General features: G+C 69.3%; 27 protein-coding genes and 1 pseudogene. 6 read left to right on the forward strand and 22 right to left on the reverse strand.

Annotated elements, in window-relative coordinates; genetic code table 11:
• A pseudogene (locus AB4Z01_RS31280) lies at positions 1–194 on the forward strand (IS66-like element ISBrsp5 family transposase); the annotation flags it as partial.
• 103 nt (positions 195–297) lie between these two features.
• Here the strand turns inward: AB4Z01_RS31280 and AB4Z01_RS31285 are convergent.
• From AB4Z01_RS31285 to AB4Z01_RS31300, 4 genes are all read right to left on the reverse strand, one after another.
• Positions 298–582 carry a hypothetical protein gene (locus AB4Z01_RS31285; protein ID WP_441700202.1) on the reverse strand — a complete coding sequence of 95 codons (285 nt, stop codon included), beginning with the start codon at positions 580–582 and terminating at the stop codon, positions 298–300.
• A 307-nt stretch (positions 583–889) separates the two neighbouring features.
• Entirely contained in the window at positions 890–1,093 is a 204-nt protein-coding gene (gene rpsU, locus AB4Z01_RS31290) for a 30S ribosomal protein S21 (RefSeq protein WP_225767343.1), read from the reverse strand.
• A gap of 46 nt (positions 1,094–1,139) precedes the next feature.
• The gene (locus tag AB4Z01_RS31295) at positions 1,140–1,286 is read right to left on the reverse strand and encodes a hypothetical protein (protein WP_441700203.1); all 147 of its coding nucleotides are present in this window, start codon (positions 1,284–1,286) and stop codon (positions 1,140–1,142) included.
• 41 nt (positions 1,287–1,327) lie between these two features.
• Positions 1,328–1,636: a hypothetical protein gene (locus AB4Z01_RS31300; protein ID WP_441700204.1), complete on the reverse strand. Its 309-nt coding sequence runs from the start codon at positions 1,634–1,636 to the stop codon at positions 1,328–1,330.
• On the opposite strand from AB4Z01_RS31300, the gene AB4Z01_RS31305 reads away from it, so the two are divergent.
• Positions 1,623–2,438 carry a DUF1194 domain-containing protein gene (locus tag AB4Z01_RS31305; protein WP_441700205.1) on the forward strand — a complete coding sequence of 272 codons (816 nt, stop codon included), beginning with the start codon at positions 1,623–1,625 and terminating at the stop codon, positions 2,436–2,438. The genes AB4Z01_RS31300 and AB4Z01_RS31305 overlap by 14 nt on opposite strands.
• A 4-nt stretch (positions 2,439–2,442) precedes the next feature.
• Here the strand turns inward: AB4Z01_RS31305 and AB4Z01_RS31310 are convergent, their stop codons facing one another.
• The 7 genes from AB4Z01_RS31310 to AB4Z01_RS31340 all read right to left on the reverse strand — a co-directional run bounded on the left by AB4Z01_RS31310 (position 2,443) and on the right by AB4Z01_RS31340 (position 10,811).
• Positions 2,443–3,150 (reverse strand): response regulator, encoded by a 708-nt coding sequence (locus tag AB4Z01_RS31310; RefSeq protein WP_441700226.1) that lies wholly within the window; start codon positions 3,148–3,150, stop codon positions 2,443–2,445.
• 121 nt (positions 3,151–3,271) lie between these two features.
• Positions 3,272–5,986: a DUF4118 domain-containing protein gene (locus AB4Z01_RS31315; RefSeq protein ID WP_441700206.1), complete on the reverse strand. Its 2,715-nt coding sequence runs from the start codon at positions 5,984–5,986 to the stop codon at positions 3,272–3,274.
• A 13-nt stretch (positions 5,987–5,999) separates the two neighbouring features.
• Positions 6,000–6,605: a potassium-transporting ATPase subunit KdpC gene (kdpC, locus tag AB4Z01_RS31320; RefSeq protein WP_441700207.1), complete on the reverse strand. Its 606-nt coding sequence runs from the start codon at positions 6,603–6,605 to the stop codon at positions 6,000–6,002.
• Between the two features lie 150 nt (positions 6,606–6,755).
• The gene (kdpB, locus tag AB4Z01_RS31325; protein WP_441700208.1) at positions 6,756–8,816 is read right to left on the reverse strand and encodes a potassium-transporting ATPase subunit KdpB; all 2,061 of its coding nucleotides are present in this window, start codon (positions 8,814–8,816) and stop codon (positions 6,756–6,758) included.
• A gap of 14 nt (positions 8,817–8,830) precedes the next feature.
• Positions 8,831–10,540, reverse strand: a complete 1,710-nt coding sequence (gene kdpA / locus AB4Z01_RS31330) for a potassium-transporting ATPase subunit KdpA (protein ID WP_441700209.1) — start codon at positions 10,538–10,540, stop codon at positions 8,831–8,833.
• A 21-nt stretch (positions 10,541–10,561) separates the two neighbouring features.
• A complete protein-coding gene (gene kdpF / locus AB4Z01_RS31335) occupies positions 10,562–10,651 on the reverse strand; it encodes a K(+)-transporting ATPase subunit F (protein ID WP_438609788.1) in 90 nt (29 codons plus the stop codon).
• 7 nt (positions 10,652–10,658) lie between these two features.
• Positions 10,659–10,811, reverse strand: a complete 153-nt coding sequence (locus AB4Z01_RS31340; protein WP_441700210.1) for a hypothetical protein — start codon at positions 10,809–10,811, stop codon at positions 10,659–10,661.
• Between the two features lie 70 nt (positions 10,812–10,881).
• Between AB4Z01_RS31340 and AB4Z01_RS31345 the strand changes: the two genes are divergently transcribed.
• A complete protein-coding gene (locus tag AB4Z01_RS31345) occupies positions 10,882–11,298 on the forward strand; it encodes a GFA family protein (protein ID WP_441700211.1) in 417 nt (138 codons plus the stop codon).
• A gap of 20 nt (positions 11,299–11,318) precedes the next feature.
• On the opposite strand, the gene AB4Z01_RS31350 is transcribed toward AB4Z01_RS31345, so the two are convergent.
• Both AB4Z01_RS31350 and AB4Z01_RS31355 read right to left on the reverse strand, forming a co-directional pair.
• A complete protein-coding gene (locus AB4Z01_RS31350; protein ID WP_441700212.1) occupies positions 11,319–11,876 on the reverse strand; it encodes a sugar O-acetyltransferase in 558 nt (185 codons plus the stop codon).
• A gap of 32 nt (positions 11,877–11,908) precedes the next feature.
• Positions 11,909–12,298 carry a nuclear transport factor 2 family protein gene (locus AB4Z01_RS31355; protein ID WP_441700213.1) on the reverse strand — a complete coding sequence of 130 codons (390 nt, stop codon included), beginning with the start codon at positions 12,296–12,298 and terminating at the stop codon, positions 11,909–11,911.
• A gap of 208 nt (positions 12,299–12,506) precedes the next feature.
• Here AB4Z01_RS31355 and AB4Z01_RS31360 point away from each other — a divergent pair, with 208 nt between their 5' ends.
• Positions 12,507–12,947 (forward strand): DUF7832 domain-containing protein, encoded by a 441-nt coding sequence (locus AB4Z01_RS31360; RefSeq protein ID WP_441700214.1) that lies wholly within the window; start codon positions 12,507–12,509, stop codon positions 12,945–12,947.
• Positions 12,948–13,002: 55 nt separating this feature from the next.
• On the opposite strand, the gene AB4Z01_RS31365 is transcribed toward AB4Z01_RS31360, so the two are convergent.
• The 4 genes from AB4Z01_RS31365 to AB4Z01_RS31380 form a co-directional block, all read right to left on the reverse strand.
• Positions 13,003–13,533 (reverse strand): GNAT family N-acetyltransferase, encoded by a 531-nt coding sequence (locus AB4Z01_RS31365; RefSeq protein ID WP_441700215.1) that lies wholly within the window; start codon positions 13,531–13,533, stop codon positions 13,003–13,005.
• A gap of 7 nt (positions 13,534–13,540) precedes the next feature.
• Positions 13,541–14,275, reverse strand: coding sequence for a hypothetical protein (locus AB4Z01_RS31370; RefSeq protein ID WP_441700216.1), 735 nt, complete (start codon positions 14,273–14,275; stop codon positions 13,541–13,543).
• Positions 14,276–14,325: 50 nt separating this feature from the next.
• Complete coding sequence (locus AB4Z01_RS31375) at positions 14,326–15,540, reverse strand: benzoate/H(+) symporter BenE family transporter (protein ID WP_441700217.1); 1,215 nt, start codon at positions 15,538–15,540, stop codon at positions 14,326–14,328.
• Positions 15,541–15,623: 83 nt separating this feature from the next.
• Positions 15,624–16,583 carry a GGDEF domain-containing protein gene (locus AB4Z01_RS31380; RefSeq protein WP_441700218.1) on the reverse strand — a complete coding sequence of 320 codons (960 nt, stop codon included), beginning with the start codon at positions 16,581–16,583 and terminating at the stop codon, positions 15,624–15,626.
• A gap of 147 nt (positions 16,584–16,730) precedes the next feature.
• On the opposite strand from AB4Z01_RS31380, the gene AB4Z01_RS31385 reads away from it, so the two are divergent.
• A complete protein-coding gene (locus AB4Z01_RS31385; RefSeq protein WP_441700219.1) occupies positions 16,731–16,925 on the forward strand; it encodes a hypothetical protein in 195 nt (64 codons plus the stop codon).
• A gap of 6 nt (positions 16,926–16,931) precedes the next feature.
• Here the strand turns inward: AB4Z01_RS31385 and AB4Z01_RS31390 are convergent, their stop codons facing one another.
• The 5 genes from AB4Z01_RS31390 to AB4Z01_RS31410 all read right to left on the reverse strand — a co-directional run bounded on the left by AB4Z01_RS31390 (position 16,932) and on the right by AB4Z01_RS31410 (position 22,976).
• A complete protein-coding gene (locus tag AB4Z01_RS31390; protein ID WP_441700220.1) occupies positions 16,932–18,017 on the reverse strand; it encodes an ABC transporter permease in 1,086 nt (361 codons plus the stop codon).
• A 25-nt stretch (positions 18,018–18,042) separates the two neighbouring features.
• Positions 18,043–19,206, reverse strand: coding sequence for an ABC transporter permease (locus AB4Z01_RS31395; protein WP_441700221.1), 1,164 nt, complete (start codon positions 19,204–19,206; stop codon positions 18,043–18,045).
• 214 nt (positions 19,207–19,420) lie between these two features.
• Positions 19,421–21,145, reverse strand: coding sequence for an ATP-binding cassette domain-containing protein (locus tag AB4Z01_RS31400; RefSeq protein WP_441700222.1), 1,725 nt, complete (start codon positions 21,143–21,145; stop codon positions 19,421–19,423).
• Between the two features lie 203 nt (positions 21,146–21,348).
• On the reverse strand, positions 21,349–22,353 hold the full coding sequence (hlyD, locus tag AB4Z01_RS31405) for a secretion protein HlyD (protein ID WP_441700223.1): 1,005 nt from the start codon (positions 22,351–22,353) through the stop codon (positions 21,349–21,351).
• Positions 22,350–22,976: a TetR/AcrR family transcriptional regulator gene (locus AB4Z01_RS31410; RefSeq protein WP_441700224.1), complete on the reverse strand. Its 627-nt coding sequence runs from the start codon at positions 22,974–22,976 to the stop codon at positions 22,350–22,352. Before AB4Z01_RS31410 ends, hlyD begins: the two co-directional genes overlap by 4 nt.
• Positions 22,977–23,139: 163 nt before the next feature.
• Here AB4Z01_RS31410 and AB4Z01_RS31415 point away from each other — a divergent pair, with 163 nt between their 5' ends.
• Positions 23,140–23,772, forward strand: a complete 633-nt coding sequence (locus tag AB4Z01_RS31415; protein WP_441700225.1) for a hypothetical protein — start codon at positions 23,140–23,142, stop codon at positions 23,770–23,772.
• Positions 23,773–23,937: the final 165 nt, after the last annotated feature.

The following is a 23,937-nucleotide window of genomic DNA, read 5'->3' on the forward strand; positions in this document are numbered from 1 at the left end:
GCCGAGCCGAGCGCGATGCCCGGATGATGAAACTCCGACAGAAAATCTCCGGCGGGTTCCGCACATCTCAAGGCGCAGACAACTTCGCCACGCTCCGCACCCTCATCGGCACCGCTCGAAAGCGCGGATGGAACCTGCTCGAAACACTGTCATCCTGCCCAACACAACTCATCCATAACCTCAACTCCGCCTAATCACGCCTGCACCTGGGCAGTTACCGCTACGCTCGCAATGACGGTATAGGAGGCAGAGAGCCCTCGAAGCGGAAGAGGCTACGCACATCCATGCCCGCGGTCGCTAGCCCAGCGCCGCCGCGATCTCCGCCCATTCCTGCTCCAGGCTGGCCTGGGACATCGGCTTGCCGGCCTGGCGGTACCAGTAGCCGGCATTGCCGAGGTCGCCTTCCTTGCGGTGCAGATAGGCGTGGGCCCAGGCGGCGTCGGCGCCGTCCTCGGAATCGACGCAGCCATGCGCCCGGTCCCAGTCGCCCTTGGCGTCCCACCACAGCGCGGCGAGCGGCGGCGACAGGGTCGCGGGCGGCTGGTCCTGGTCCAGGGATTTTCTGAAAGCGGCGACATCCATCGGTCGGCCTCCCGGTTCGTCAGGGGCGCGGCGCCCCGGGTCACAACGGCCCGAACTAAAAGCCCGTCATGGCGAGGCGCGCCCCTCGGACTTGATCCGGGGGGCCGTGGCCATCCAGGGTCGGTGCGAGCGGCCCTGGATGGCCACGCCCCACTCGGACTCAGGGGCGGGGCTCGCCATGACAAAAGGGGAGCTTGCGAGCCGGCATCAAGGCCGGACGGAATTCAGCGCAACGAAACAAGGGGCCGAAGGCCCCTGGTCTCATCCATCGGAACGACCGGTCGGGGCCGTGCGGCCCCGGTCCTGATCAGTAGCCCTGGATCTGCATCCGCTTGCGCAGCGCCTTGCGCTGGCGGCGGACGGCTTCGGCTTCCTCGCGGATGCGGCGCTCGGACGGCTTCTCGTAGTTCCGGCGCTGCTTCATCTCGCGAAAGATGCCTTCACGCTGCATACGCTTCTTGAGGACGCGCAGCGCCTGATCGATGTTGTTGTCGCGGACGAGCACCTGCATCGGGCAAAGGCCTTTTCACTAAACGGGTCGGGCGGGGTTACGCCTTTCAACCGAGAATGTCGAGTACGATCTGACGAATCTCGGCGCGGGACAGCTCTGCCGTGTGTGCCGGCTGCCGCAGCGGGGTGGTGGCCAGCCGCGGCGTCGGACGACGCCGGCGGCGGGAGTTGGTCTTGGTCTTTTCGGTCTTCATGTCTGTTCTTTACGGTTCGGGCCCTTGGGGCCTCGTTGCACTCAATATCGCTTAAACCACGACGCAAAGGCCATCGGCCCGCCCGTCGCGGCACAAAGCACGATCGGCAGGCGAAGCGCCTGCCCAATCGTTCGGATCATGGTTGGGAGGGGGATCCGGGCCGGTTCCTTGGAACGGCAGCGCGGATCGTGTCGAAACCGATCTCGAGGTTCGATATAGGGGAAGCGCAGCCGGTTTGCAACCCGCCAGGCGAAAAACAGCCGACCGTCGGAGGTGACAGCGGGCCGGATCGTTCCCACATCGAAATCATCTCGGCGGCTGACACTGGGGGGCGAAATGCGCTTCGGCATCGTCGGATTCGGCCTGGTCTTCACCCTGCTCCTGCCCACGCCGCCCGCGGCGGCCCAGGACCAGCCGGTCGATCTCGAGCTGGTGCTCGCGGTCGACGTCTCCCGCTCGATGGACGATGACGAGCAGGCGCTGCAGCGCGACGGCTATGTCGGCGCCCTCACCCACCCCGAGGTGATCGACGCCATCACCTCCGGCGTGCATGGCCGCATCGCCATCACCTATGTCGAATGGGCCGGCGCCAACTCCCAGGCCGTGATCCTGCCCTGGCGGCTGATCGACGGCGCCGCGGCAGCGCGCACGGCAGCGGCGGACCTGTCCGAGACCTTCGGCACGGTGACGCGGCGCGGCACCTCGATCTCCGGCGCGCTGCTGTTCTCCGCCGGGCTGTTCGACAACAACGGCTATGAGGGGATCCGCCGCGCCATAGACATCTCCGGCGACGGGCCGAACAACGCCGGCTGGCCGGTGTCGGGCGCCCGCCAGATGGCGCTGTCGCAGGGCATCACCATCAACGGCCTGCCGGTGATCCTGAAGCGCGGCGGCTTCGGCGGCCTGCCAGAGCCCGACATGCTCGACGCCTATTACCGCGACTGCGTCATCGGCGGCCCCGGCGCCTTCACCGTGGCGGTGCGCAGCCCGCAGCAATTCGCCGAGGCGATCCGGCGCAAGCTGGTGCTGGAGATCGCCGGGGCGACGCCGGAGGTGGCCCCCGTCGCCTTCATCCCGGCCCAGGCCGGCGGCACCGACTGCATGATCGGCGAGAAGACCCGCCCACGCTGGCTGGACCAGGACCAGCGGTAGTTCGCTACCCCTCCACCACCAGCCGGTAGCCAACCCCGGCCTCGGTGGCGATCAGCCGCGGCCGGGCCGGGTCGTCGCCAAGTTTCTGGCGCAGCTGGCCGACATAGACGCGCAGATACTGCATCGCGTCGATATGGGCCGGGCCCCAGACCTCGCGCAGGATCTTCTGATGCGTCACCACCCGGCCGTGATGGGCGGCCAGCAGGCGCAGGATCTCGAACTCCTTCTTCGACAAGCGGATCTCCCGCCCCTCGAAGCGCACCCGGCGATGCGGCACGTCGACGGTCAGCGGCCCGGCCTCGATCACCGCCTCGGCCGCCTCGTCCTCCTGCCCGCCGCGGCGCAGGGCGGCACGCAGCCGGGCGGTCAGCTCGGCGATGCCGAAGGGCTTGGTGACATAGTCGTTGGCGCCGCGGTCCAGCGCCTCGACCTTCTCCGCCTCGCCGGCGCGGACCGACAGCACGATCACCGGCACCGCCGACAGCTCGCGGATCCGGCTCAGCACCTGCTGGCCGTCAATGTCGGGCAGGCCGAGGTCGAGGATCACCAGGTCGGGCCGGTCCTGCACCACCCGCTCCAGCCCCTCGGTGCCGCCCGCCGCCTCGATCGGGGCATAGCCGTCGGCGGCCAGGCTGATCTTGAGGAAGCGGCGGATCTGCGGCTCGTCGTCGATGATCAGGATGCGCGGTGCGGGGCGGGTGTCTGAGGGCATCATAAGGACGGCCTCGTAGGTTGGGTTCGCCCTTGCGAACCCAACAATGGCTCCGGTTGCACGATGTTGGGTTCGCTTCCGCGAACCCAACCTACGTCTTGGGTCTGGCACAGGATGGACATCACATCCCCATCGAAATGCCGGGCAGGGCCGGGGCGGCGAGGTCGGGCGGGAAGGTGATGGTGAAGACGGCGCCACGCCGGTCGCCGCGGTTGCCGGCGGTGACTCGCCCGCCCAGGATCTCGACGAAGCCGCGGCAGATGGCCAGGCCGAGGCCAGTGCCCGCTTGGGCACTGTCGCCATGGTGGATGCGGTGGAACTTGTCGAAGATCGCCTCCAGCTTGTCCTCCGGGATGCCGTCGCCCTCGTCCAGCACCCGCAGCACCAGCCCCTTCTCCTCCCGCGCCGAGACGGTGATGACGGTGCCGGCCGGCGCGTACTTCGCGGCGTTGTCGATCAGGTTGACCAGCGCCTGCTCCAGCAGGATCGGATCCAGCAGGTACAGCGGCAGGCCGGGCGCGATGTCGAGCACCAGCCGATGGCGGGCGACCAGGGCGGCGCAGCGCTGGGCCGCCGCCCCCACCACCTCCGCCACCTCGGTCGTCTCCAACCGCGGCTGCAGCACGCCGGATTCGAGCCGGGTCATGTCGAGCAGGTTGCCGACGAAGCGGTTCAGCCGCTCGGCCTCGTCCTCCGCCGTCTCCATCAGCTCGGACCGCGCCTCCGGGTCCAGCGCCGAATCGTGGCGGCGCAGGCTGGAGATGGCGCCGATGATCGAGGCCAGCGGCGTGCGCAGATCGTGGCTGATCGAGGTCAGCAACGCGGCGCGCAGCCGCTCGGTCTCCGCCACCACGCGGACCTCGTCGACATCCTTGGCCAGCCGCACCCGCTCGATCGCCACCGCCGCCTGGTCCATCAGCGAATCCAGCAGGCGCTGGTCGTCGGGGCTGAGCAGCGGCCCCGGCTGGTCGCGGTCGATGCCGACCACGCCGATCTGGCCGGAGGCGGTGCGCCAGGGCAGGAACAGCCATTTGCCGCCGGGCAGCGTGTCGGCGCCCCGCCCCGCCGGCCGGTCATTGGCCCAGCTCCACTGCGCCGCCGCCCGCTCCGCCTCCTCGATCCGGTCCTCCGGCGGATAGCCCGCCACGACCTGCAGCGAGCCGTCCTGCGGCATCAGCACGACGACGCGCAGCTTCAGCATCGACGCGATCTGGTAGGCGGCGGCCCAGAGCAGGTCGTCGGCCGAGCCGATCGCCGCCAGCTTGCGGCTGAACCCGAACAGCTCCGCCGTCGCCCGGGCCCGCGCCGCGGCGCCGCGGGCCTGCAGCCGGGCCCGGCTCTGCAGGTTCGAGGTGACGACGGCGACCACCAGGAAGAACACCAGCGTGGTGACGTTCGACGGATCGGCGATCACCAGGCTGTACAGCGGCGGCAGGAAGAAGAAGTTGACCGCGAACACGCTCAGCAGCGAGGCGAAGATCGACGGTCCCAGCCCGTAGCGCGCGGCGCAGAACAGCACCGGCAGCAGGAACACCAGCGCGATGCTGTTGGTGGTGGCGGCGAAGGCGACGAGATGGGCGGCCGCGGTGGTCGCCGCGACGCCGACCGCGGCGACCAGATAGGGCCGCGGGTCGAAACCGGCATCGGCCGGGCGGGTCTGGATCCGCTCCGCGCCAGGCTGGGCGTCCGTCCCCTCCCCTGCCATCACGTGGACGGAGATTGACCCCGATTTGCGCAGCAGATCATGCACCACCGAGCCGTGCAGCATCTCGAACCAGCGCGACCGGTCGGACTTGCCGATGACGATCTGGGTGATGTTGTTGCGCCGGGCGTAGCTCAGGATCTCGGCGACGATGTCGTTCGCCGGGATGGTGACGGTCTCTCCGCCCAGCTTCTCCGCCAGCAGCAGGGCGCGGGCGATGCGGTCACGCTGGGCCTCGCCCAGCCGGTGGTGGCGCGACCCTTCGATGTAGACCGCGATCCAGCGCGCCCCCAGCCGGTCGGCCACGCGCCGGGCGTAGCGGACCAGCGCCTCGCCATTCGGCGCGTCGCTGACGCAGACCATGATGCGGTCGCCGGCCGCCCAGGGGCCGGTGATGGCATGGGCCCGCATATAGCCCAGCATCTGGTCGTCGACCCGCTGGGCGGTGCGGCGCAGCGCCAGCTCGCGCAGCGCCGTCAGGTTGCCGGGCTTGAAGAAATGGTCGACCGCGCGCCGCGCCTGGTCGCGGATATAGACCTTGCCCTCGGCCAGCCGCTTCTGCAGGTCCTCCGGCGTCAGGTCGATCAGCTCGATCTCGTCGGCGCCGTCGATCCAGGCATCCGGCACCGTCTCGCGCACCCGGATGCGGGTGATCTGGGCGACGACGTCGTTCAGGCTTTCGACATGCTGGATGTTCAGCGTGGTCCAGACATCGATGCCRGCGGCGATGATCTCCTCGACATCCTGGTAGCGCTTGTCGTGCCGGCWGCCGGGGGCGTTGGTGTGCGCCAGCTCGTCGACCAGCACCAAAGCGGGCCGCCGCTTGAGGATGGCGTCGAGATCCATCTCCTCCAGCGCCCGGCCGCGATGCTCGGAGCGGCGGCGGGGGATGATCTCGAAGCCGCCGACCAGGGCCTGGGTCTCGGCCCTGCCATGGGTCTCGACCACGCCGATGACGACGTCCAGCCCGTCGCGCCGCCGCGCGGCGCCCTGGGACAGCATCTCATAGGTCTTGCCGACGCCGGGCGCCGCCCCGAGGAAGATCTTGAGGCGGCCGCGGGTTTTCGCGACCGCCTCGAGCAGAGCTTCCGGCGAGGGACGATGATCGTCGTCGGATCGATCGGTCAGTGACATCGGGGCAGGATGACTACGGGGTCTTCAGCCCGTCCAGCGCCATGTTGAGCTGCAGGACGTTGACCCGCGGCTCGCCGATCAGGCCCAGCAGCCGGCCGGAGGTCGCGGCCTGCACGGCGTCGCGCACCTGGTCCGACGGCAGGCCGCGGGCGGCGGCGACGCGGGCGACCTGCAGCGCGGCATTGGCCGGGCTGATGTCCGGGTCGAGGCCCGAGGCCGAGCTGGTGACCATGTCGGCCGGCGGGTGCTTGATGCCCTGCGCCGCCAGCGCATCGACGTCGCCCTTCACCCGGTCGGCCAGCGCCTGGCTGGTCGGACCGAGATTGGAGCCGGCCGAGTTCGAGGCGTTGTAGGGCTGCGCGATCGACTTGCTCGGGTCGTTCGGATCGGTGCCCGAGGTCGCCGAGATCCGGCCGTGGAAGTATGTCTCGCTGGTGAAGTCCTGGCCGATCAGCGACGAGCCGATGACGGTGCCGTCGGCCCGCGTGACCAGGCTGCCATTGGCCTGGGCCGGAAGCAGCCCCTGGGTGATGCCGGTCATGGCGAAGGGGTAGGCGATGCCGGTGAGGATCGTCAGCAGGACGACCATCACCAGGGCGGGTCGGATCTGGTTCAGCATGGCATGTATCCAGTGTGCTGCCCCACCCTCCCCCCGGTCGTCATTCCCGCGAAAGCGGGAATCTCATCGGGGGTGGCGGGACGGTCGGCGCGAGATCCCCGCTTTCGCGGGGATGACGGGAAAAAGAAGAGGCGGTCGGTCATCCCGGCCTCACGCCAGCCCGAGGGCGGTGACGATCAGGTCGATCGCCTTGATCCCGATGAACGGGACGATGAGGCCGCCCAGGCCGTAGATCAGAAGGTTGCGCCGCAAGAGAGCGGCCGCGCTGAGCGCCCGGTAGCGAACGCCGCGCAGCGCCAGCGGGATCAGCGCGACGATGACCAGCGCGTTGAAGATGATCGCCGACAGGATCGCGCTCTGCGGCGAGTGCAGGTCCATGACGTTGAGCACCCCGAGCTGCGGGTAGAATGCCAGGAACATCGCCGGGATGATGGCGAAGTACTTGGCCACGTCGTTGGCGATTGAGAAGGTGGTCAGGGCGCCGCGGGTGATCAGCAGCTGCTTGCCGATGCCCACCACCTCGATCAGCTTGGTCGGGTCGCTGTCGAGGTCGACCATGTTGCCGGCCTCGCGCGCCGCCACCGTGCCGGTCTGCATCGCCACGCCGACATCGGCCTGGGCCAGCGCCGGCGCGTCGTTGGTGCCGTCGCCGCACATCGCGACCAGCCGGCCCTTGCCCTGCTCCTCGCGGATCAGCGCCAGCTTGGCCTCCGGCGTCGCCTGGGCCAGGAAGTCGTCGACCCCCGCCTCGGCCGCGATCGCCGCGGCGGTCAGCGGGTTGTCGCCGGTGATCATGACGGTGCGGATGCCCATCCGCCGCAGCTCGGCGAAGCGCTCGCGGATGCCGCCCTTGACCACGTCCTTCAGATAGATGACGCCGAGCGGCTTGCCGTCCTTGGCCACGGCCAGCGGCGTGCCGCCGGCCTTGGCGATGCGCTCGGTGATCTGGTCCAGCTCCTTCGGCATGGCCAGGCGCGGATTGCCGGCGACCTCGCGGACATGGCCGATGACGGCGTCGACCGCGCCCTTGCGGATGACCGAGCCCTCGATGTCCACGCCGCTCATCCGGGTCTGGGCGGTGAAGGGCACGAAATGGGCCTGCATGCGGCCGACCTCGCGGGCGCGCAGCCCATATTTCTCCTTCGCCAACACCACGACCGAGCGGCCTTCCGGCGTCTCGTCGCTGAGCGAGGAGAGCTGGGCGGCGTCCGCCAGCTCGGCGTCGGTGACGCCGGGCAGCGGCACGAACTCGGTGGCCAGGCGGTTGCCGAGCGTGATGGTGCCGGTCTTGTCCAGCAGCAGCGTGTCGACATCGCCGGCCGCCTCGACCGCGCGGCCGGACATGGCCAGCACGTTGAAGCGCACCAGCCGGTCCATGCCGGCGATGCCGATCGCCGACAGGAGGGCGCCGATCGTGGTCGGGATCAGGGTGACGAACAGCGCCACCAGCACCACCACCGAGATCGACCCGCCGGCATAGGCGGCGAAGGCGGGGATGGTGACCGTGGCGAAGACGAAGATGATCGTCAGCCCGGCCAGCAGGATGTTCAGCGCGATCTCGTTCGGCGTCTTCTGGCGCGACGCCCCCTCGACCAGCGCGATCATGCGGTCGAGGAAGGTCGACCCCTGGGCCGCGGTGATGCGCACCTTGACCCAGTCCGACAGCACCCGGGTGCCGCCGGTGACAGCCGACCGGTCGCCGCCCGACTCCCGGATCACCGGGGCGGATTCGCCGGTGATCGCGCTTTCGTCGACCGAGGCGATGCCCTCGATCACCTCGCCGTCGGACGGGATCAGGTCGCCGGCCTCGACCAGCACCAGGTCGCCCTGGCGCAGTGACAGCGCCGGCACCGGCTCGGTGTCGCGGCCGGCGGCGTCGCGCAGCCGCTTGGCCACGGTGTCGGTGCGGGTCTTGCGCAGGCTTTCGGCCTGCGCCTTGCCGCGGCCCTCGGCCACCGCCTCGGCGAAGTTCGCGAACAGCACGGTGAACCACAGCCAGAGCACGATCTGGATGGTGAAGCCGATGCCGGCCGCGCCGGTGGCGATGTCACGCAGCAGCAGCACCGTGGTCAGGGCCGCCACGGTCTCGACCACGAACATCACCGGGCTGTGCCACATGATGCGCGGGTCGAGCTTGCGGACCGCGTCGAGCGCGGCCGGGCCCATGATCTTGGCGTCGAACAGCGACGCCGGAGTGTTGGAAGTCTTCATGACCGAATGTCCGATCAGAACAGAGTGCCGGCGGAGGAGGCGAGCTGGTCCACGATCGGACCCAGCGCCAGGGCCGGGAAGAAGGTCAAACCGCCCATGATCAGCACCACGCCGATCAACAGGCCGACGAACAGCGGCCCGGTGGTCGGGAAGGTGCCGGAGGACGGCGGCAGGCTGCGCTTGGCGGCGAGCGACCCGGCGACGGCCAGCATCGGCACGATCATCAGGAAGCGGCCGATCAGCATCGCGAAGCCGAGGGTCACCGTGTAGAACAGCGAGGTCGCGGTCAGGCCGCCGAAGGCCGAGCCGTTGTTCGCCGTGCCCGAGGTGTAGGCGTAGAGCACCTCGGTGAAGCCGTGCGGCCCCGGGTTGAGGATGCCGGCGAGGCCAGCCTGGGTCGACAGCGCCAGGGCGGTGAAGCCGAGCATCGAGGCCGGCAGGATCAGCAAGGCCAGCATGGTCATCTTGACCTCCTTGGCCTCGATCTTCTTGCCGACATATTCCGGCGTGCGGCCGACCATCAGCCCGGCGACGAAGATCGCCTCGACGACGAACAGCAGCATGCCGTACAGGCCGGCGCCGACGCCGCCGATCACGACCTCGCCCAGCATCATGTTGATCAGCGGCACCATGCCGCCGAGCGCGGTGAAGCTGTCATGCTGGGCGATGATGGCGCCACAGGAGGCCGCCGTGGTGACCACGGCGAACAGCGCCGACAGCGCCTCGCCGAAGCGGACCTCCTTGCCCTCCATGTTGCCGAGGCTGGTGTCGACGCCGAGCGAGGCCAGGAGATGCCCGCCGCCGGCCTCCTGCCAATAGGCGATGAAGACGCCGGCCAGGAACAGCACGCCCATGGCGCTGAGGATCGCCCAGCCCTGGCGCTCATTGCCGACCATGCGGCCGAAGGTGTTGGTCAGCGCGGCGCCGATCGCGAAGATCAGCACCATCTGCACCAGGTTCGACAGCGCGGTCGGGTTCTCGTAGGGATGGGCCGAATTGGCGTTGAAGAAGCCGCCGCCATTGGTGCCCAGCATCTTGATCGCCAGCTGCGAGGCCACCGGCCCCTGGGCGATGGTCTGGTGCGCGCCTTCCAGCGTGGTGGCGTCGACATAGCTGCCGAAGTTCTGCGGCACGCCCTGCCAGACGAAGAAGATCGTGGCGACGACGCAGATCGGCAGCAGCACGTAGAGCACCGCCCGGGTCAGGTCGATCCAGAAATTACCGATAGTCTGCGACGACCGCCGGGCGAAGCCGCGCACCAGCGCGATGGCCAGGGCGATGCCGACCGCGGCCGAGGCGAAGTTCTGCACCGTCAGCCCGGCCATCTGCACCAGATAGCTCATGGTGCTTTCGCCGCCATAGGACTGCCAGTTGGTGTTGGTGACGAAGCTGACCGCGGTGTTGAAGGCAAGGCCTTCCGGCACCGCCGACATGCCGGCCGGGTTCAGCGGCAGCACGTCCTGGAAGCGCTGCAGCGCGTACAGCACGACGACGCTGACCAGGCTGAAGATCAGCATGCCGAAGGCATAGCCGGTCCAGTGCTGCTCGCGGTCCTCGCGCACGCCGGCGGCGGCGTAGAACAGGCGCTCGACCGGGCGCAGGATGGGGGAGAGGAAGGTGCGCTCGCCGGCGAAGACGCGGGTCATGTAGCCGCCGAGCGGACGCACCAGGAGGAGGACGATCGCGCAGTAGATCGCGATCTGGATCCAGCCGTTGAGGGTCATGGTGTCCGGCGCTTTCCTGGCTCAGAACTTCTCGGGACGGACCAGGGCGTAGACCAGGTAGCCGAGCAGCAGCGCGGACACCAGGCCACCGAGGACGAGGTCGAAGGTCATCGCGTCCTCACAGCCGGTCGCACAGCAGCACGTAGCCCAGGCCGACGGCGAAGAACGCCGCGGCCAGGGCAAGCATCAGAACATCGAGCACGAAGTCTCCTTCCCGCAGGCATGGCTGCGGAGTCGTGTGATCGGGGCGGATCAGACACCCGGAGCACATAAAAATTCGATCCGGATTTCCGCCGGGCTATGGTGCGGGCGGCAGGGGGCCGAGCTTGGGAGATGGATAAATGATGACAGGCGGATGCCTGTGCGGGGCGGTGCGCTACGAGGTGGCCGCGGACCCGGTCTATACCGGACACTGCCATTGCCGGTCTTGCCAGCGCGCCAGCGGTGCTGGCCACTCCACCTATGTCGGCGTCCCGCGCGCGGCCCTGACCGTGCGCGGCGAGACCCGCAGCTACGCCGCGACCGGCGGCAGCGGGCGGCAGGCCCGGCGCCATTTCTGCTCGGCCTGCGGCAGCCAGCTGTTCGGCATCGCGGAGATGGATCCCGGCACGGCCACGCTCTATGCCGGGACGCTGGACGACCCGTCGGTGATCCGGCCGGACGCCGCGATCAATGTGCGAGATCGCCAGCCCTGGGACCGGATCGCCGGCGACCTGCCCGAATTCGACGGCATGCCGCCCGGCGCTGGCGGGGCGTAGCGACCCTCGCGGACAGGTCCTCAGTCGGCAATCGAACGAATGACCCGCGCCGGATTTCCGCCGACAAGGCTGTTCGGGGGAACGTCCCGGGTGACGACCGAACCCGCCGCGACGACCGAATTCTCCCCCACCGTCACGCCGCCGATGACGGTCGCACCGGCTGCGATCCAGACATTTCTCTCGATCACGATCGGCTTGGCGATGACGACGTCGCGCCGTTGCGCCGGTTCGATCGGATGGCCGGACGTGATCAGGCTCACATTCGGCCCGATCATCACATCATCGGCAATGTCGAGCCCGCCAAGATCATAGAAGGTGCAGCTCTGATTGATGAAGACATTGCGTCCGACATTGGTATCCAACCCTCCGGTTGCGTAGAACGGCGGTATCAGAGAAAAGCTGTCGTCCACCGTCTTGCCGATGAGTTCGCTGAACAGGGCCCGGACTTCATCCGCATCATTGAACGTCAAGCGGTTGAGAACGGCGGTGATCGCCATCGCTCGTCTGACGCTGGCCGTCATGGCCGCCGATTCCGGCGTTCGCCTGGGAATGATCCTGGTGCGCTCGTCATTCGCCATTCGCTGTTTTCCTCCGGTCGGTGCGCAGCCTGTCAGGCGAGGGTGAGGTAGATCTCGGCTTCGATCACCCAATCCGCGCCGATCTTGCGCCATTTCGCGGTGTAGGTGCCGGAGGCGAGGGGCAGGCCGCCGGCGGCGGTGACGCCTTGCCAGTGGCCATGATCGAGGGCGATGGGCTCGATCGGCGAGACCAGGATCGTGTCCGGGGTACGGGTGTAGATCGTGCGCAGGGACGCCGCGAATTCCTGCTCCCACGCCGCGAGCTGGGCCTTGCGGCCGGAGATCACGGCGCTGTCCGTGCCGGTGACGAGAACAACGCCCGGCGCCAGAAGCGGGCCGATGGCCTTGATGTCCGCCCCGGCCAGGGCACGGTTGAAGACCTCGCGCCGCCGGCGGATGGCGTGGTCGGGGGCATCGGTCATCTTGAGGCTTTCGGCAGGGGCGATTGCCGGGGATATTGCCCCCGCAAGCGATGGCGGTCGACGCCCCAGTTTCATTGCGACAGGGCTGCCGAACGGATCGAGGCGCCCGCAATCCCGGGCGAGGCCCTGGCCGCTTTCGACCCGTTGCGATCGTTCGAATTCATGATCATCTGGTGATCGAGCTGTGATCAAGGGGGGAGCCGATGGGATGAAATACGACGATGCATCCTGGCACTATGGAGGCACTTTCCCGGACAATTTTCCGAACTCGGCTGGTGCCACGCACATAGCTATGTTTTTGACCTGGGCGGCGCTAAACGATTTAGTCGGAGAGCTACATCACACGGAATTACAGACCGATCTGGCTAGACTAAAGGCACGGTCGATCACGCCTACTGAGTGGTTTTTGTCCGCATGCGATGAAAAGCTAACAGATGAAGATTTTAATGATGAGGGCAACAAATTTGCCTCATACTATTACGATGAGACAACTGATCCTTCTGGACTAACTCATTATTTCGCCGATCTTTTCAAGACCTTTCCGAACGTGGAAAGCCTCTACTCTGTGCCAGATAGTTGGGCCAGCTTCGACCAACTGGCTCCCGTTATTGATCGGCGGTTTGCCGCTTGGCGCAGCAAGGTTGGATGAGAGTGTAGAGGTCCGCTTTCCGCCCCCTCCAGCCAGATGGCGGGATTTCCGCCGGTCAGTACCCCATCGACGGCCGGGCCACCCAGACCAGGCCGTGCCAGGCGGCGCCGTCATAGCTCGCGGTGAAATCGCGCGCCGGGTCCCGCCGAAGGCTCAGCCGCGCCATCACCGCCTGCGACCGCAGGTTGTCCGGCGCGGTGCAGGCCAGGATCTCACCGAAGCCGAGCCGGCCGAAGCCGTCCTGCAGCGCCGCCGCCGCGGCCTCGGTGGCGTAGCCGCGGCCCCAGGCGAGCCGCATCAGCCGCCAGCCGATCTCGACACCGGAGCCGAGCGGATGGTCCGGGCCCAACCGCATGATCCCGGCATAGCCGAGGAATTCATTCGCCAGGCTCTCGACCGCCCAGCGGCAGAAGCCGTGCCGGTCGAAGGCGGCAAGAGTGCGGTCGAGCTTGGCGTCGCTGCCCGCCCGGTCCAGCGGCCCGCCGAGGTCGCGCATCACCTCGGGGTCGGCGGCCAGGGCGGCAAAGGCGGCCCGGTCGTCCTCGCGCCAGGGCCGGAGCCGCAATCTCGGGGTGGTCAGGATCACCGGCGCCTCAGCGCCGGCTGTCCGGGTCGAACGCCAGCCCGTCGCCGACCTCGTCGAGGCTCAGCAGCGGACCGCGCGGCAGGGTCTCCCAGCGCGTCTTCTCCGCATCGCTCTCGATGGTGCCCTGGCTCCGCTTCGCCCGACGGGTGAGATAGTTGATGCTGAGGCCTTCGATCTCGCCGCTGCCACGGTTGGTTTCGGTGCGGTCGTAGCCGATCAGCTCGAACCGGCCGCCCTGCCAGCGGAAGGTCATCGTCGTCGTCGACATCGACCAGCTGCCGGCGCTGGCGAAGACGCCGAGCCTGAGGCGCAGCGTGCCGCGGGCGACCTCGAGGCCGCTGGCGGCGACGGAGTCGAACGGGTCGTCCATCACCGGGTCGGTCCGGCGCGGGATCAGGGCATGGTTCTCCATCGCCAGCTCATAGCCAGCCGCCCGGGCGAAGGCGACGGCCAGGATGCGCGGATTGGTGTCCAGCGAGTCCACGCCGAGCCCCTCCGGATTGGCCACCACGTTCTTCGGATCGGTCGCGTGCAGGACGAAGGCGAGATCGGCCTTGCCGTTGCCGTCCAGGTCGCCCTTGGCCTGCGCCTCCAGCTGCCAGCCCGGCGGCACGAAGCCCTCGGCCGAAGCCGCCTGGCGCGGCAGGGCGGGATAGGTGGCCGCGGGGATGTCCAGCTCCTGCGCGGACGCGCAGGACAGGCCGGCGAGCAGGATGGCGACGGCAGCGACCAGAAGCTTCACGGCGAATCCCTCTCCGGACACGATGGCGTCCAGAGACACCAGGGGCTTTGTCATGGCGGCGCCGGGCCCCGCAGCCGGTCCAGCGCCAGCACGGCGCCGCCGGCCACCAGGCCCCAGAAGGCGGCGCCGATGCCGAACAGCGACAGGCCGGAGACGGTGGTGACGAAGGTGACGACCGCCGGCAGCCGCTCCTCCTCCCGCGCCAGCGCGGTCGACAGTGCGCCGCCGAGGCTGCCCAGCAGCGCCAGCCCGGCCACCGCCTGGATCAGCAGCGGCGGCGAGGCGGCGATGAAGGCGGCGGCGAAGCCGGCGAACAGGCCGAGCCCGACATAGACCGCCCCGGCCACCACCGCCGCCGGCCAGCGCCGCGCCGGGTCGGGATGGGCCTCGGCCGAGGCGCAGAGCGCCGCGGTGATCGCCGACAGGTTGACCGCATGGCCGCCGAACAGCGCGGTCAGGGCGCTGGTCGCGCCGGTGCCGACGAACAGCGGCCCGACCGGCGGCCGGTAGCCGTTGGCGTTCAGCACCGCCAGGCCGGGCACGTTCTGCGACGCCATGGTGACGATGAACAGCGGCACGGCGATGCCTATGATCGCGCCGGTAGAGAAAGCGGGGGCGACGAAGACCGGCTCCGGCCACAGATGGGCGAAGGCTTCCGGCGGCACCGCGGTGGTCAGGCCGATCAGCGCCACGGCGGTCACAACGGCGGCGGGCACGGCATAGAGCCGGGCGAAGCGCCAGGTCAGCGCCCAGACCAGCAGCACCGGCAGGGCCAGCATCGGCATGGCGCCAACAGCTCTTGCCGGCGCCAGGCACAAATCGAGCAGCACCCCGGCCAGCATGGCGCTGGCCAGCGGCGTCGGGATCGCGGTGACCAGCCGGCCGAAGGGGCGCCACAGCCCGGCGACGACCACCAGGGCCGCGGCCACCAGGAAGGCGCCGACCGCGGCCGCGAAGCCGCCCGCTGGCACGCCGGTGGCGATCAGCAGCGCCGCGCCGGGGGTCGACCAGGCGATGCTGATCGGCAGCTTCGAGCGCCAGGACAGGAGGATCGCCAGCAGCCCCTGGCCGATGCAGACCGCGAGCAGCCCGGAGGCCGCCTGGGCCGGGGTGGCGCCGGCCGCCGCCAGGCCCWGCAGCACCACGGTGAAGGCGCTGGCGAAGCCGACGATGGCGGCCAGCAGCCCGGCCGCGACCGGCTGCAGCGCCGATCCGCCGCGCGGCGCCGCCGGCACGTCGAAGGTGGAGGAATTGTCGGTCCGCATCGCCGGGCCTCTGCCATGGCCGGTGGAAGGCTGCCGCCCGGCGGCTGCCGAAGCTAAAGCCAGTCGCCCGGCTTCGAAACAGCTCAATTGTTTGGATACAAGCGCGGCTGCTGCGCGATCGCCGGCCGCTCAGGCTCCGGCCCCTCGCAATAGATCCGGTTGCGGCCGCTCATCTTGGCGGAGTACAGCGCCTTGTCCGCCCGCGCATAGAGGCCGGCGACCGTGTCCCCGGCGCGGCCCTCCGCCAGCCCGGCCGAGAAGGTGTAGGCGACGTCGCCGCGGTCCGGCACCGGCCGGGCCGTGCGGACCACGGCCAGCATCCGCTCGACCACCAGGGCGGCCTGCTCGATCGAGGTGCGCGGCAGGACCAGCAGGAACTCGTCCCCGCCCATCCGGCCGAAGCAGTCGGACCGCCGCACCATGGCGGCGATGCGCCGCGCGAAATCGCGCAGGATCAGGTCGCCGGCCTGATGGCCGTGCCCGTCGTTGACCGGCTTGAAATGGTCGATGTCCAGCAACGCGACGCAGCCGAGCCCGCCGGCCCTGGACGGCGGCCTACGGAGCATCTCCTCGATCCGCTCGGTGACGAAGCGGCGGTTGGCGACGCCGGTCAGCTCGTCGGTGTAGGACGCCTTGACGGCGAAATCCCGGTCCTGGCGCACGGCCCGGTCCTCGGCCCGCATGCCGGTGATGTCGCTGGCGATGCACAGCATCCAGCCGTCGCCGCGCACGCTTTCCGTCATCCACAGCCAGCGGCCGTCGACCAGGTCGGTCTCATAGGCCCGGAAGCCGGACTTGCCGCGGCGGGACTGGGTCGAGACCAGCCACGCTTCGAAATCCTCGGCCCGGATCACCGAGCCCCGGCCGGCGCCATGGTTCCGGCGCATGATGTCGGACCACAGCGGGGTCTCGTCGTCGGCAAGGAAGAAGGCGGCGCGGAAGGCCGGGTTGGCATAGCGCAGCCGGTCGAACTGGTCATAGGCGGCAACCAGAACCGACGTCCCATCGAACATCTGAACGAGGGTTGCGAGAACGCTGTCCATGATGCCGCATCATGACCGAGATCCGGGCGCGGGGCGAGTGTCGTCGCGGCGCGCGGATACGGCTTGCGGCGGAGGACGGCGAGGAGGATCGTAGGATCGGAGTCGGCCGTCGAATGGCGACGGCGGTTCGCAGGGAGAGGACGGATCATGCGGAATCCGGCAGTAGCGTTGCTTTCGATGGTTGCGGCCGGCATCGCCTTGGTCGCGTGCTCGTCCTCCGACACGCCCGGCGACCGCTTCAACCTGTCGGTGCACAACCCGACCCCCTCCGCGCTGGCCCGGACCGGACCCACCGCGGAGCCCGGCGAGGATCAGTACAACCGGACCATTCCGCAGCCCTGAGGCCGCTCATTCCATTCTGCGGCGAAACATCCAGGCCGCGGCGCTGAGCGTCACCAGGGCGATCAGCGCCAGCGGCACGGTGTTGCGCAGCATCTCCTCGACCGGCAGGCCCTTCAGGAAGACGCCGCGGACGATGACGATGAAATAGCGCAACGGGTTGACGTAGGTTGCCGGCTGCAGCCATTCCGGCATGTTCTCGATCGGGGTGGCGAAGCCGGACATCAGCGTCGCCGGGATCATGAACAGGAACGACCCGAGGATCGCCTGCTGCTGTGTCGCCGACAGCGCCGAGATGAACAGCCCGATGCCGATCAGCGCCAGCAGGTAGAAGAACACCCCGGCATAGAACATCCCCAGCGACCCGCGCAGCGGCAGGCCGAACCAGACCACCGCCACCAGCAGGTAGACGCTGCAATGGGCGAAGCCGATCAAGAGCGACGGGATGGTCTTGCCCAGCAGGATCTCATGCACCCTGAGCGGCGAGACCAGCAGCTGGTCGAAGGTGCCGAGCTCGCGCTCCCGCGCGATGGTCAGGCCGGTGACGATCAGCCCGATCAGCACGGCGATCACCGCGATCAGGTTCGGCACCATGAACCATTGCGTGTCGAGCGCCGGGTTGAACCAGAAGCGCGGCACCGCGGCGTCCGTCCCCTTCGCCACGCCGCTGGGGCTGGCCGCGTCGAGCGCCATGGCGGCGACGATCTGCGAGATGTAGGTGCCGGTCAGCTGCGAGGCGTTGGACCGGCGACCGTCGAGGATGACCTGTACATCGGTCGGCCGCCCGGCGGCGATGTCGCGCGAGAAGCTGGGCCCGATCTGCACGGCCGCGAGCACCTCTTGCCGGTCGATCGCCCGGCGCAACGCCTCCGCCGTGTCGACCACCAGGATGCTGCGGAAGGTCGGCGTGCCCTCGACCCGCCGCACCAACTCCTGGCTCCAGGCGCCCCGGTCGCGGTCGAGCAGGGCGATGTCGACGTTCTTCACCTCCATCGTCGCGGCATAGGCGAAGACGAAGAGCTGCAGGATCGGCGGCACGATCAGGATCAGCCGGCCACGCGGATCGCGCAGCACGGCCAGCAGCTCCTTGACCACTAGGGCTCTCAGGCGGCGCCACATCTCAGGCCAGCCTTTTCCGGGTCAGCCGCGCTGCCAGGGCCAGCAGCACCACCCCCTCCAGCAGCATCACCGCCACGTTGCGCAGGTACAGCGGCCAGATGTCCCCGGCCAGGAACACGGTCTGCAGCGCCGGCACGTAGTAGCGCGCCGGCAGGATGTAGGTGATCCACTGGATCGGCCGCGGCATCGAGCCGATCTCGAACAGGAAGCCCGACAGCAGGAAGGCCGGCAGGAATCCCGCCACCAGCGCCAGCTGCGACGCCAGGAACTGGTTCTTGGTGGCGGCGGAGATGATCAGCCCCAGCCCCAGCGCCGGGCACAGGAAGGCGGCCGAGACCAGGTAGAGGGCCCCGATCGAGCCGCGGAACGGCACCCCGAACAGCACCACGGCGACGAAGACGCACAGGGTCAGCGACGCCAATGCGAGCAGGAAATACGGCAGCACCTTGCCGGCCAGCAGCTCCAGCGCGGTGACCGGCGTCGCCATCATCGCCTCCATCGTGCCGCGCTCCCACTCCCGCGCCACCACCAAGGCGGTCAGCAGGGTGCCGATCATGGTCATGACGATGGCGATGGCGCCGGGCACCAGCGTGTTGCGGCTGACCAGCTCCTGGTTGAACCAGACCCGCTGCTCGACATCGATCATCGGCGCGCCGTCGGCGCCGTGCCCGGCCGCCCGCATCGCCCGCCAGCCCGACAGCACGCCCTGGGCATAGGCCATGACGAAGTTGGCGGTGTTCGGGTCGCTGCCGTCGACCAGGATCTGGATCTGCGGCGCCCCGCCAGATTGCGCCGCCTCGGCGGCGAAGGTCGCCGGGATCACGATGATGCCCTTGACCCGGTTGGTCACCAGGTCCTCGGCGAACTCCCGTCGGTCGGTACCGATGCGGGCGTCGAAATAGCGCGAGGCCTGGAAGCTGGCGGCGAGGTCGCGCGCCTCCGGCCCCGGGCTCTCGACCGCGACGCCGACCTTGGTGTGGTCGGCGTCGAGCGACAGGGCGTAGCCGAACAGGAACAGCAGCAGCACCGGCAGCACCACCGCGATCAGCAGGCTGGACGGATCGCGCAGGATCTGCCGGCTCTCCTTGCGCAGCAGCGCCCCGAACCGCCGCAACCGATCGGCGTGGGAGGGGGCGGGGGTGGTGTCCTGTACGGCGGCGGTCACAAGTCATCTCCGGCATACGCCATTGGCGTATTTTTGATCCGCTCACGACTCCAGAATCCCTCAAAATCGTCATCCCCGCGAAAGCGGGGATCTCGCAGCGCCTGGACCGGAAAGAGATTCCCGCTTTCGTGGGAATGACGACAAAGGGAAGGGTTGCTGTTCTGAAAAGGCCCCGCTTGCCGGAGAGGCCAAGCGATGATCTTCAACCGCCCCATCACGCCGCCTCCTGCTTCGCATCCGAGGCCTCGACCAGGGCGATGAAGGCGTCCTCCATGGTCGGGTCGGGGCGGTCCTGGCCCGCCACCTTGGCCTTCAGCTCGTCCGGCGATCCCAGCGCGATCGAGCGGCCGCGATAGATCAGCGAGATCCGGTCGCAATATTCGGCCTCTTCCATGAAGTGCGTGGTGACCAGCACGGTCACCCCCTTCTCGACCAGGCCGTTGATGTGGGTCCAGAACTCGCGCCGGCTGATCGGGTCGACGCCGGAGGTCGGCTCGTCCAGGAACAGCACCTCGGGCTCGTGCATCACGGCGCAGGCCAGGGCCAGGCGCTGCTTGAAGCCGAGCGGCAGGGTGCCGGCCGAGCGCGGCAGCACCTCGCCGAGCGCGAAGATCTCGGTCATCAGCCCGATCTGCCGCCGCGCCCGGCGCCTGTCCAGGCCGTAGACGCCGGCGAAGAAGTCGAGGTTCTGGCCGACGCTGAGATCGCCGTAGAGCGAGAATTTCTGCGCCATGTAGCCCAGCCGGTTGCGCGCCTCGGCGCTGTCGCGGCGCAGGTCGAAGCCGGCCACCCGCCCCGTCCCCGCCGTCGGCTTCAGCAGGCCGCACAGCATCTTGAAGGTGGTCGACTTGCCGGCGCCGTTGGGGCCGAGCAGGCCGAAGATCTCGCCGCGCGGGATGTCGAAGGTGATGTCGGCCGCCGCGGTGAAGTCGCCGAAGCGCTTGGTCAGGCCGCGTGCCTCGATCACCGGCCCTTCCCGCGGCGGCAGCGTCTCGCGCGCCTCGGCCAGCTTCGACCGGCCGCCGGGGCCGCCGCCGAGGATGTCGACGAAGGCGTCCTCGAAGCGCGGCGCCGCCGGCCCGATCGTCGCGGCCGCGCCGGCCTTCTCGGGCGGCGCCGGAGGCTGCCCGGCCTCCTTGGCCACCAGCCGGATCGCGGTGCCCTGGATCACGCCGTCGATCACGCCCGGCTGGTCCAGCACGGCGGCCAGCACCTGCCGGCGCCGGCCCTCGACCCCGGTCAGCCGGAACACCCGGCCCTCGACCCGTTTGGTCAGCCCGCCCGGCTCGCCTTCGTAGAGCAGCTGGCCCTCGTTCAGCAGCAGCACCCGGTCGCATTTCTCGGCTTCGTCGAGATAGGCGGTCGACCAGACCACGCCGATGCCCTCGCGGGTCAGGTCCTGCACCATGCCCCACAGCTCGCGCCGCGAGATCGGGTCGACGCCGACGCCCGGCTCGTCCAGCAGCAGCAGGCGCGGCTTGCGCAACAGGGCGCAGCCGAGGCCGAGCTTCTGCTTCATGCCGCCGGACAGCTTGCCGGCCAGGCGGCCGGTGAAGCGCTTCAGGTCGGTGAAGGTCAGGATCTCGCCATACACCGCCGGCCGCTCCGCCTGCGGCAGAGCTCGGAGATCGGCGTAGAGGTCGAGGTTCTCCTGCACCGTCAGATCCTCGTACAGGCCGAAGCGCTGCGGCATGTAGCCGATCGCGGCCTGGATCGGCGCCGGCTCGGCCCGGCTGTCATGGCCGAGCACGGTGAGCGTTCCTTCCTCGGGCCACATCAGCGCGGTCATCAGCCGGATCAGCGTGGTCTTGCCCGCCCCGTCCGGCCCGACCAGCCCGGTGATCCGGCCACCGCCGATCGCCGCGCTGACCGCATCGAGCGCCGGCCTGCCGGGCCCGAAGCGCTTGGTCACCCCGTCGATGCGGACCAGGTCAGGCATCAGCTCGGAGGTTGAGATGGGCGTGCTCGTCGGCATAGCTCTATCCCCAGACCCTGGCGCTTGTCCGACCTCTCCCGCAAGCGGGAGAGGCAATCTGTTCGCATGCCTGCAGTGGGTGACGACGATCGATGTGTGAATGCCGCAGCTCGCAAGCGGAGGGGGGACTAAGAAAAGACAGGCTCAGCCGCACCGTTCTAGCCATCTCACCCACCCTTCGGCACGCGCACGGTCACCGGCATGCCCTGGCGCAGGGCCTCATCAGGCTGGTCGACGATGATGCGCAGGCGGTAGACCAGGTCGGTGCGCAGCTCCGGCGTCTGCACCGTCTTCGGCGTGAACTCGGCGACCGGCGAGACGAAGCCGACGCGCGCCCGGTACGGCCGGTCGGGCCTGGTGTCGGTCACCACCTCGACCATCAGCCCCGGATGGACCCGGCCGAGATCCGGCTCCGCCACATAGGCGCGGATCCAGACCGGCCTGGTCAGCGACAGCACATAGGCGACGCTGCTGGGCGCCATGATCGCCCCCGGCTCCGCCACCCGCGACAGGATGATGCCGTCGGCCGGAGCCTTCAGCGTCGCATCGGCCAGCGAGGTCTCGGCGGTGGCGAGGTCGGCCTGGGCGGCGGCCAGGTTGGCCCGGCCGGCGGCGATGTCCTCGGCCCGGCTGCCCTCCAGCAGCAGCTCCAGCGCCTGGCGGTCCGATTCCAGCCGGGCCTGGGCCATGTCGCGGGCGGCCTGGGTCTGATCCAGCGTCGATTGCGGCGCGTTGCCGCTCTGCCGCAGCTGCTGGGTGCGGTCGAAGGCCAGCCTGGCGTTCTCCAGATCGGCCTCGCGCTCTGCCACGGTCGCCCGGCCCTGGGCGATCTCCGCCGCGCGCGGGCCCGCCACCAGCTTGTCGAGATCGGCCTGGCGCGCGCCGACGCTGGCCTTGGCCGCGGCGACGCTGTCCTGGAATGGCCGGTCGTCCAGCCGGGCCAGCACCTGGCCGGTGGTCACCGCCTCGCCCTCCTCCAGCTTCATCTCTACGAGCCGGCCGGAGACGCGGAAGCCGAGCTCGGCCTGGCGGATGTCGACATTGCCATACAGGGTCAGCGTGTCGCCCTGCCCCTGGCGCCAGCCCAGCCGGCCCGGCAGGTCGAACCACCAGCCGGCGGCAACCGCGGCCGCGACCAGGACGAGGATGGCGACGGGGATCCGGGACCTCATGGCCGCGTCTCCACCGCCAGGCCGCGCAGATAGATGTCGAGATGCCGGTCGATGAAGGTACCGAGCTCGAAGCTCTCGTCCTGGCGCACGAAGGTGGTACCCCAGATCACCGCCATCAGCAGCGGCGCGATCATCAGCCTGGCGGCGTCCGCCGGATCGACCGGCCGGATCTCGCCGGCGGCGATGCCGCGTTCGATCAGGCCGGAGACGACGCCCAGCATCCGGTCGATCACGGTCTCGCGCCAGAACTGCGCCAGCTCCGGAAACTGCGGCGATTCGGCGATGATCAGGCGCGGAAACTGCTGCAGCGACGACCCGGCGACGGTGTGCGTGATGGCGCGCAGCAGCCGCGGCAGGATCTCCAGCACCGGCGTGTCCGGCCGCGCTGTCTCGCCGATCAGCCGCTCGACATTGGGCAGCACCGACTGGCGGACCAGCGCCTCGAACACCGCCTGCTTGCTGGGGAAGTAGAGATAGACCGTGCCCTTGCTGACCCCGGCGCGGGCGGCGATGTCGTCCATCCGCGTCGCAGCGAAACCCCGCTCCACGAACAGCTCGAACGCCGCCTCCAGCAGCTCCGCCGGCCGCGCCTCCTTCCGCCGTTTCCGCACCGCCTGCGCCATGCCGGTCCGCTCGCTTTCGTTAATGACTGACCAGTCAGTTATTAACGAGAAGATGACGCGAGTCAAGGGCGGGAGCCTTTCCTTCATCCGACGCTGAGCCGTCGGCGACAGTAAACACATTGTGCAATTGTATTAATTGGCGACCTCGTTCATGCTATGTTCCATGAACAAGGCGCAGACCGATTCGGCCACCGAGGCCTCGGCCGCTCCGCAGGAGGAGCGGGCGGCGGATCTGTGCGTGGTGGCGGAGCTGGTCGAGATCCAGATGTCGATCGCCCGGGCGACGCAGCGGGAGGCGCTGCAGGCGCCGCAGCCCGGGGTCGACTATTGCCAGCGGATCGCCACCGTCTCGCGCGCCGTGCGGCTGACCCTGCTGCTCAAGGACAAGCTGTCGCGGCAGGCCGCCGAGAAGCGCAAGGCCGCGGCGCAGCGCGAGGCGGCGCAGGAGGACTGGCACGCGCTGCGGGTCCGGCTGGCGATGATGTCGGCCGCCTCTGAGGTGTCCAAGGACGAGGAGGAGGCCGATCGCCGCGCCGACGAGGTCTGCGAACGGCTGGAGCGGCCGGAGGTGGCGGAGCTGGTGGAAGCCAGCCGGGCCGAGGTCGCGGTGGCAGCCTTGTGCCGGCGCTGGGGCTATCCGGTGCAGGTGAAGCAGTGGCTCGAGATGGCCGACGAGGCCCTCGAGGAGCTGGGCTTCATTCCGCCGGAGGACGGCGAGGATGATGAGGATGATCCGCCCGAACCTCGCCCGGCCGGCGCCGGCCGCCGCAAGCCCAGGCCGCCGGACACGGGGTGACCGCGTAGGTTGGGTTCGCGCCTTCGCGAACCCAACATGCCGCCGCCCGCGCGGCACCCGATCCTGTTGGGTTCGCTGCCGCGAACCCAACCTACGACACCGATTTGCGCAGCCTTCCACACTCCCCCTCCCCTTGCGGGAGGGGGTTGGGGGAGGGGTCTGCGC

The organism is Inquilinus sp. YAF38, assembly GCF_052113205.1.
In the GTDB taxonomy this organism is placed as follows: domain Bacteria; phylum Pseudomonadota; class Alphaproteobacteria; order DSM-16000; family Inquilinaceae; genus Inquilinus.

Excerpts from the sequence above, each read along its gene's own strand:
- AB4Z01_RS31285 (WP_441700202.1), bottom strand. The coding sequence starts at position 582 with ATGGATGTCGCCGCTTTCAGAAAATCCCTGGACCAGGACCAGCCGCCC.
- rpsU (WP_225767343.1), bottom strand. The coding sequence starts at position 1,093 with ATGCAGGTGCTCGTCCGCGACAACAACATCGATCAGGCGCTGCGCGTC.
- AB4Z01_RS31295 (WP_441700203.1), bottom strand. The coding sequence starts at position 1,286 with ATGAAGACCGAAAAGACCAAGACCAACTCCCGCCGCCGGCGTCGTCCG.
- AB4Z01_RS31305 (WP_441700205.1), top strand. The coding sequence starts at position 1,623 with ATGCGCTTCGGCATCGTCGGATTCGGCCTGGTCTTCACCCTGCTCCTG.
- AB4Z01_RS31300 (WP_441700204.1), bottom strand. The coding sequence starts at position 1,636 with ATGCCGAAGCGCATTTCGCCCCCCAGTGTCAGCCGCCGAGATGATTTC.
- AB4Z01_RS31310 (WP_441700226.1), bottom strand. The coding sequence starts at position 3,150 with ATGCCCTCAGACACCCGCCCCGCACCGCGCATCCTGATCATCGACGAC.
- kdpC (WP_441700207.1), bottom strand. The coding sequence starts at position 6,605 with ATGCTGAACCAGATCCGACCCGCCCTGGTGATGGTCGTCCTGCTGACG.
- kdpB (WP_441700208.1), bottom strand. The coding sequence starts at position 8,816 with ATGAAGACTTCCAACACTCCGGCGTCGCTGTTCGACGCCAAGATCATG.
- kdpA (WP_441700209.1), bottom strand. The coding sequence starts at position 10,540 with ATGACCCTCAACGGCTGGATCCAGATCGCGATCTACTGCGCGATCGTC.
- kdpF (WP_438609788.1), bottom strand. The coding sequence starts at position 10,651 with ATGACCTTCGACCTCGTCCTCGGTGGCCTGGTGTCCGCGCTGCTGCTC.
- AB4Z01_RS31340 (WP_441700210.1), bottom strand. The coding sequence starts at position 10,811 with ATGTGCTCCGGGTGTCTGATCCGCCCCGATCACACGACTCCGCAGCCA.
- AB4Z01_RS31345 (WP_441700211.1), top strand. The coding sequence starts at position 10,882 with ATGATGACAGGCGGATGCCTGTGCGGGGCGGTGCGCTACGAGGTGGCC.
- AB4Z01_RS31350 (WP_441700212.1), bottom strand. The coding sequence starts at position 11,876 with ATGGCGAATGACGAGCGCACCAGGATCATTCCCAGGCGAACGCCGGAA.
- AB4Z01_RS31355 (WP_441700213.1), bottom strand. The coding sequence starts at position 12,298 with ATGACCGATGCCCCCGACCACGCCATCCGCCGGCGGCGCGAGGTCTTC.
- AB4Z01_RS31360 (WP_441700214.1), top strand. The coding sequence starts at position 12,507 with ATGAAATACGACGATGCATCCTGGCACTATGGAGGCACTTTCCCGGAC.
- AB4Z01_RS31380 (WP_441700218.1), bottom strand. The coding sequence starts at position 16,583 with ATGGACAGCGTTCTCGCAACCCTCGTTCAGATGTTCGATGGGACGTCG.
- AB4Z01_RS31385 (WP_441700219.1), top strand. The coding sequence starts at position 16,731 with ATGCGGAATCCGGCAGTAGCGTTGCTTTCGATGGTTGCGGCCGGCATC.
- AB4Z01_RS31400 (WP_441700222.1), bottom strand. The coding sequence starts at position 21,145 with ATGCCTGACCTGGTCCGCATCGACGGGGTGACCAAGCGCTTCGGGCCC.
- hlyD (WP_441700223.1), bottom strand. The coding sequence starts at position 22,353 with ATGAGGTCCCGGATCCCCGTCGCCATCCTCGTCCTGGTCGCGGCCGCG.
- AB4Z01_RS31410 (WP_441700224.1), bottom strand. The coding sequence starts at position 22,976 with ATGGCGCAGGCGGTGCGGAAACGGCGGAAGGAGGCGCGGCCGGCGGAG.
- AB4Z01_RS31415 (WP_441700225.1), top strand. The coding sequence starts at position 23,140 with ATGAACAAGGCGCAGACCGATTCGGCCACCGAGGCCTCGGCCGCTCCG.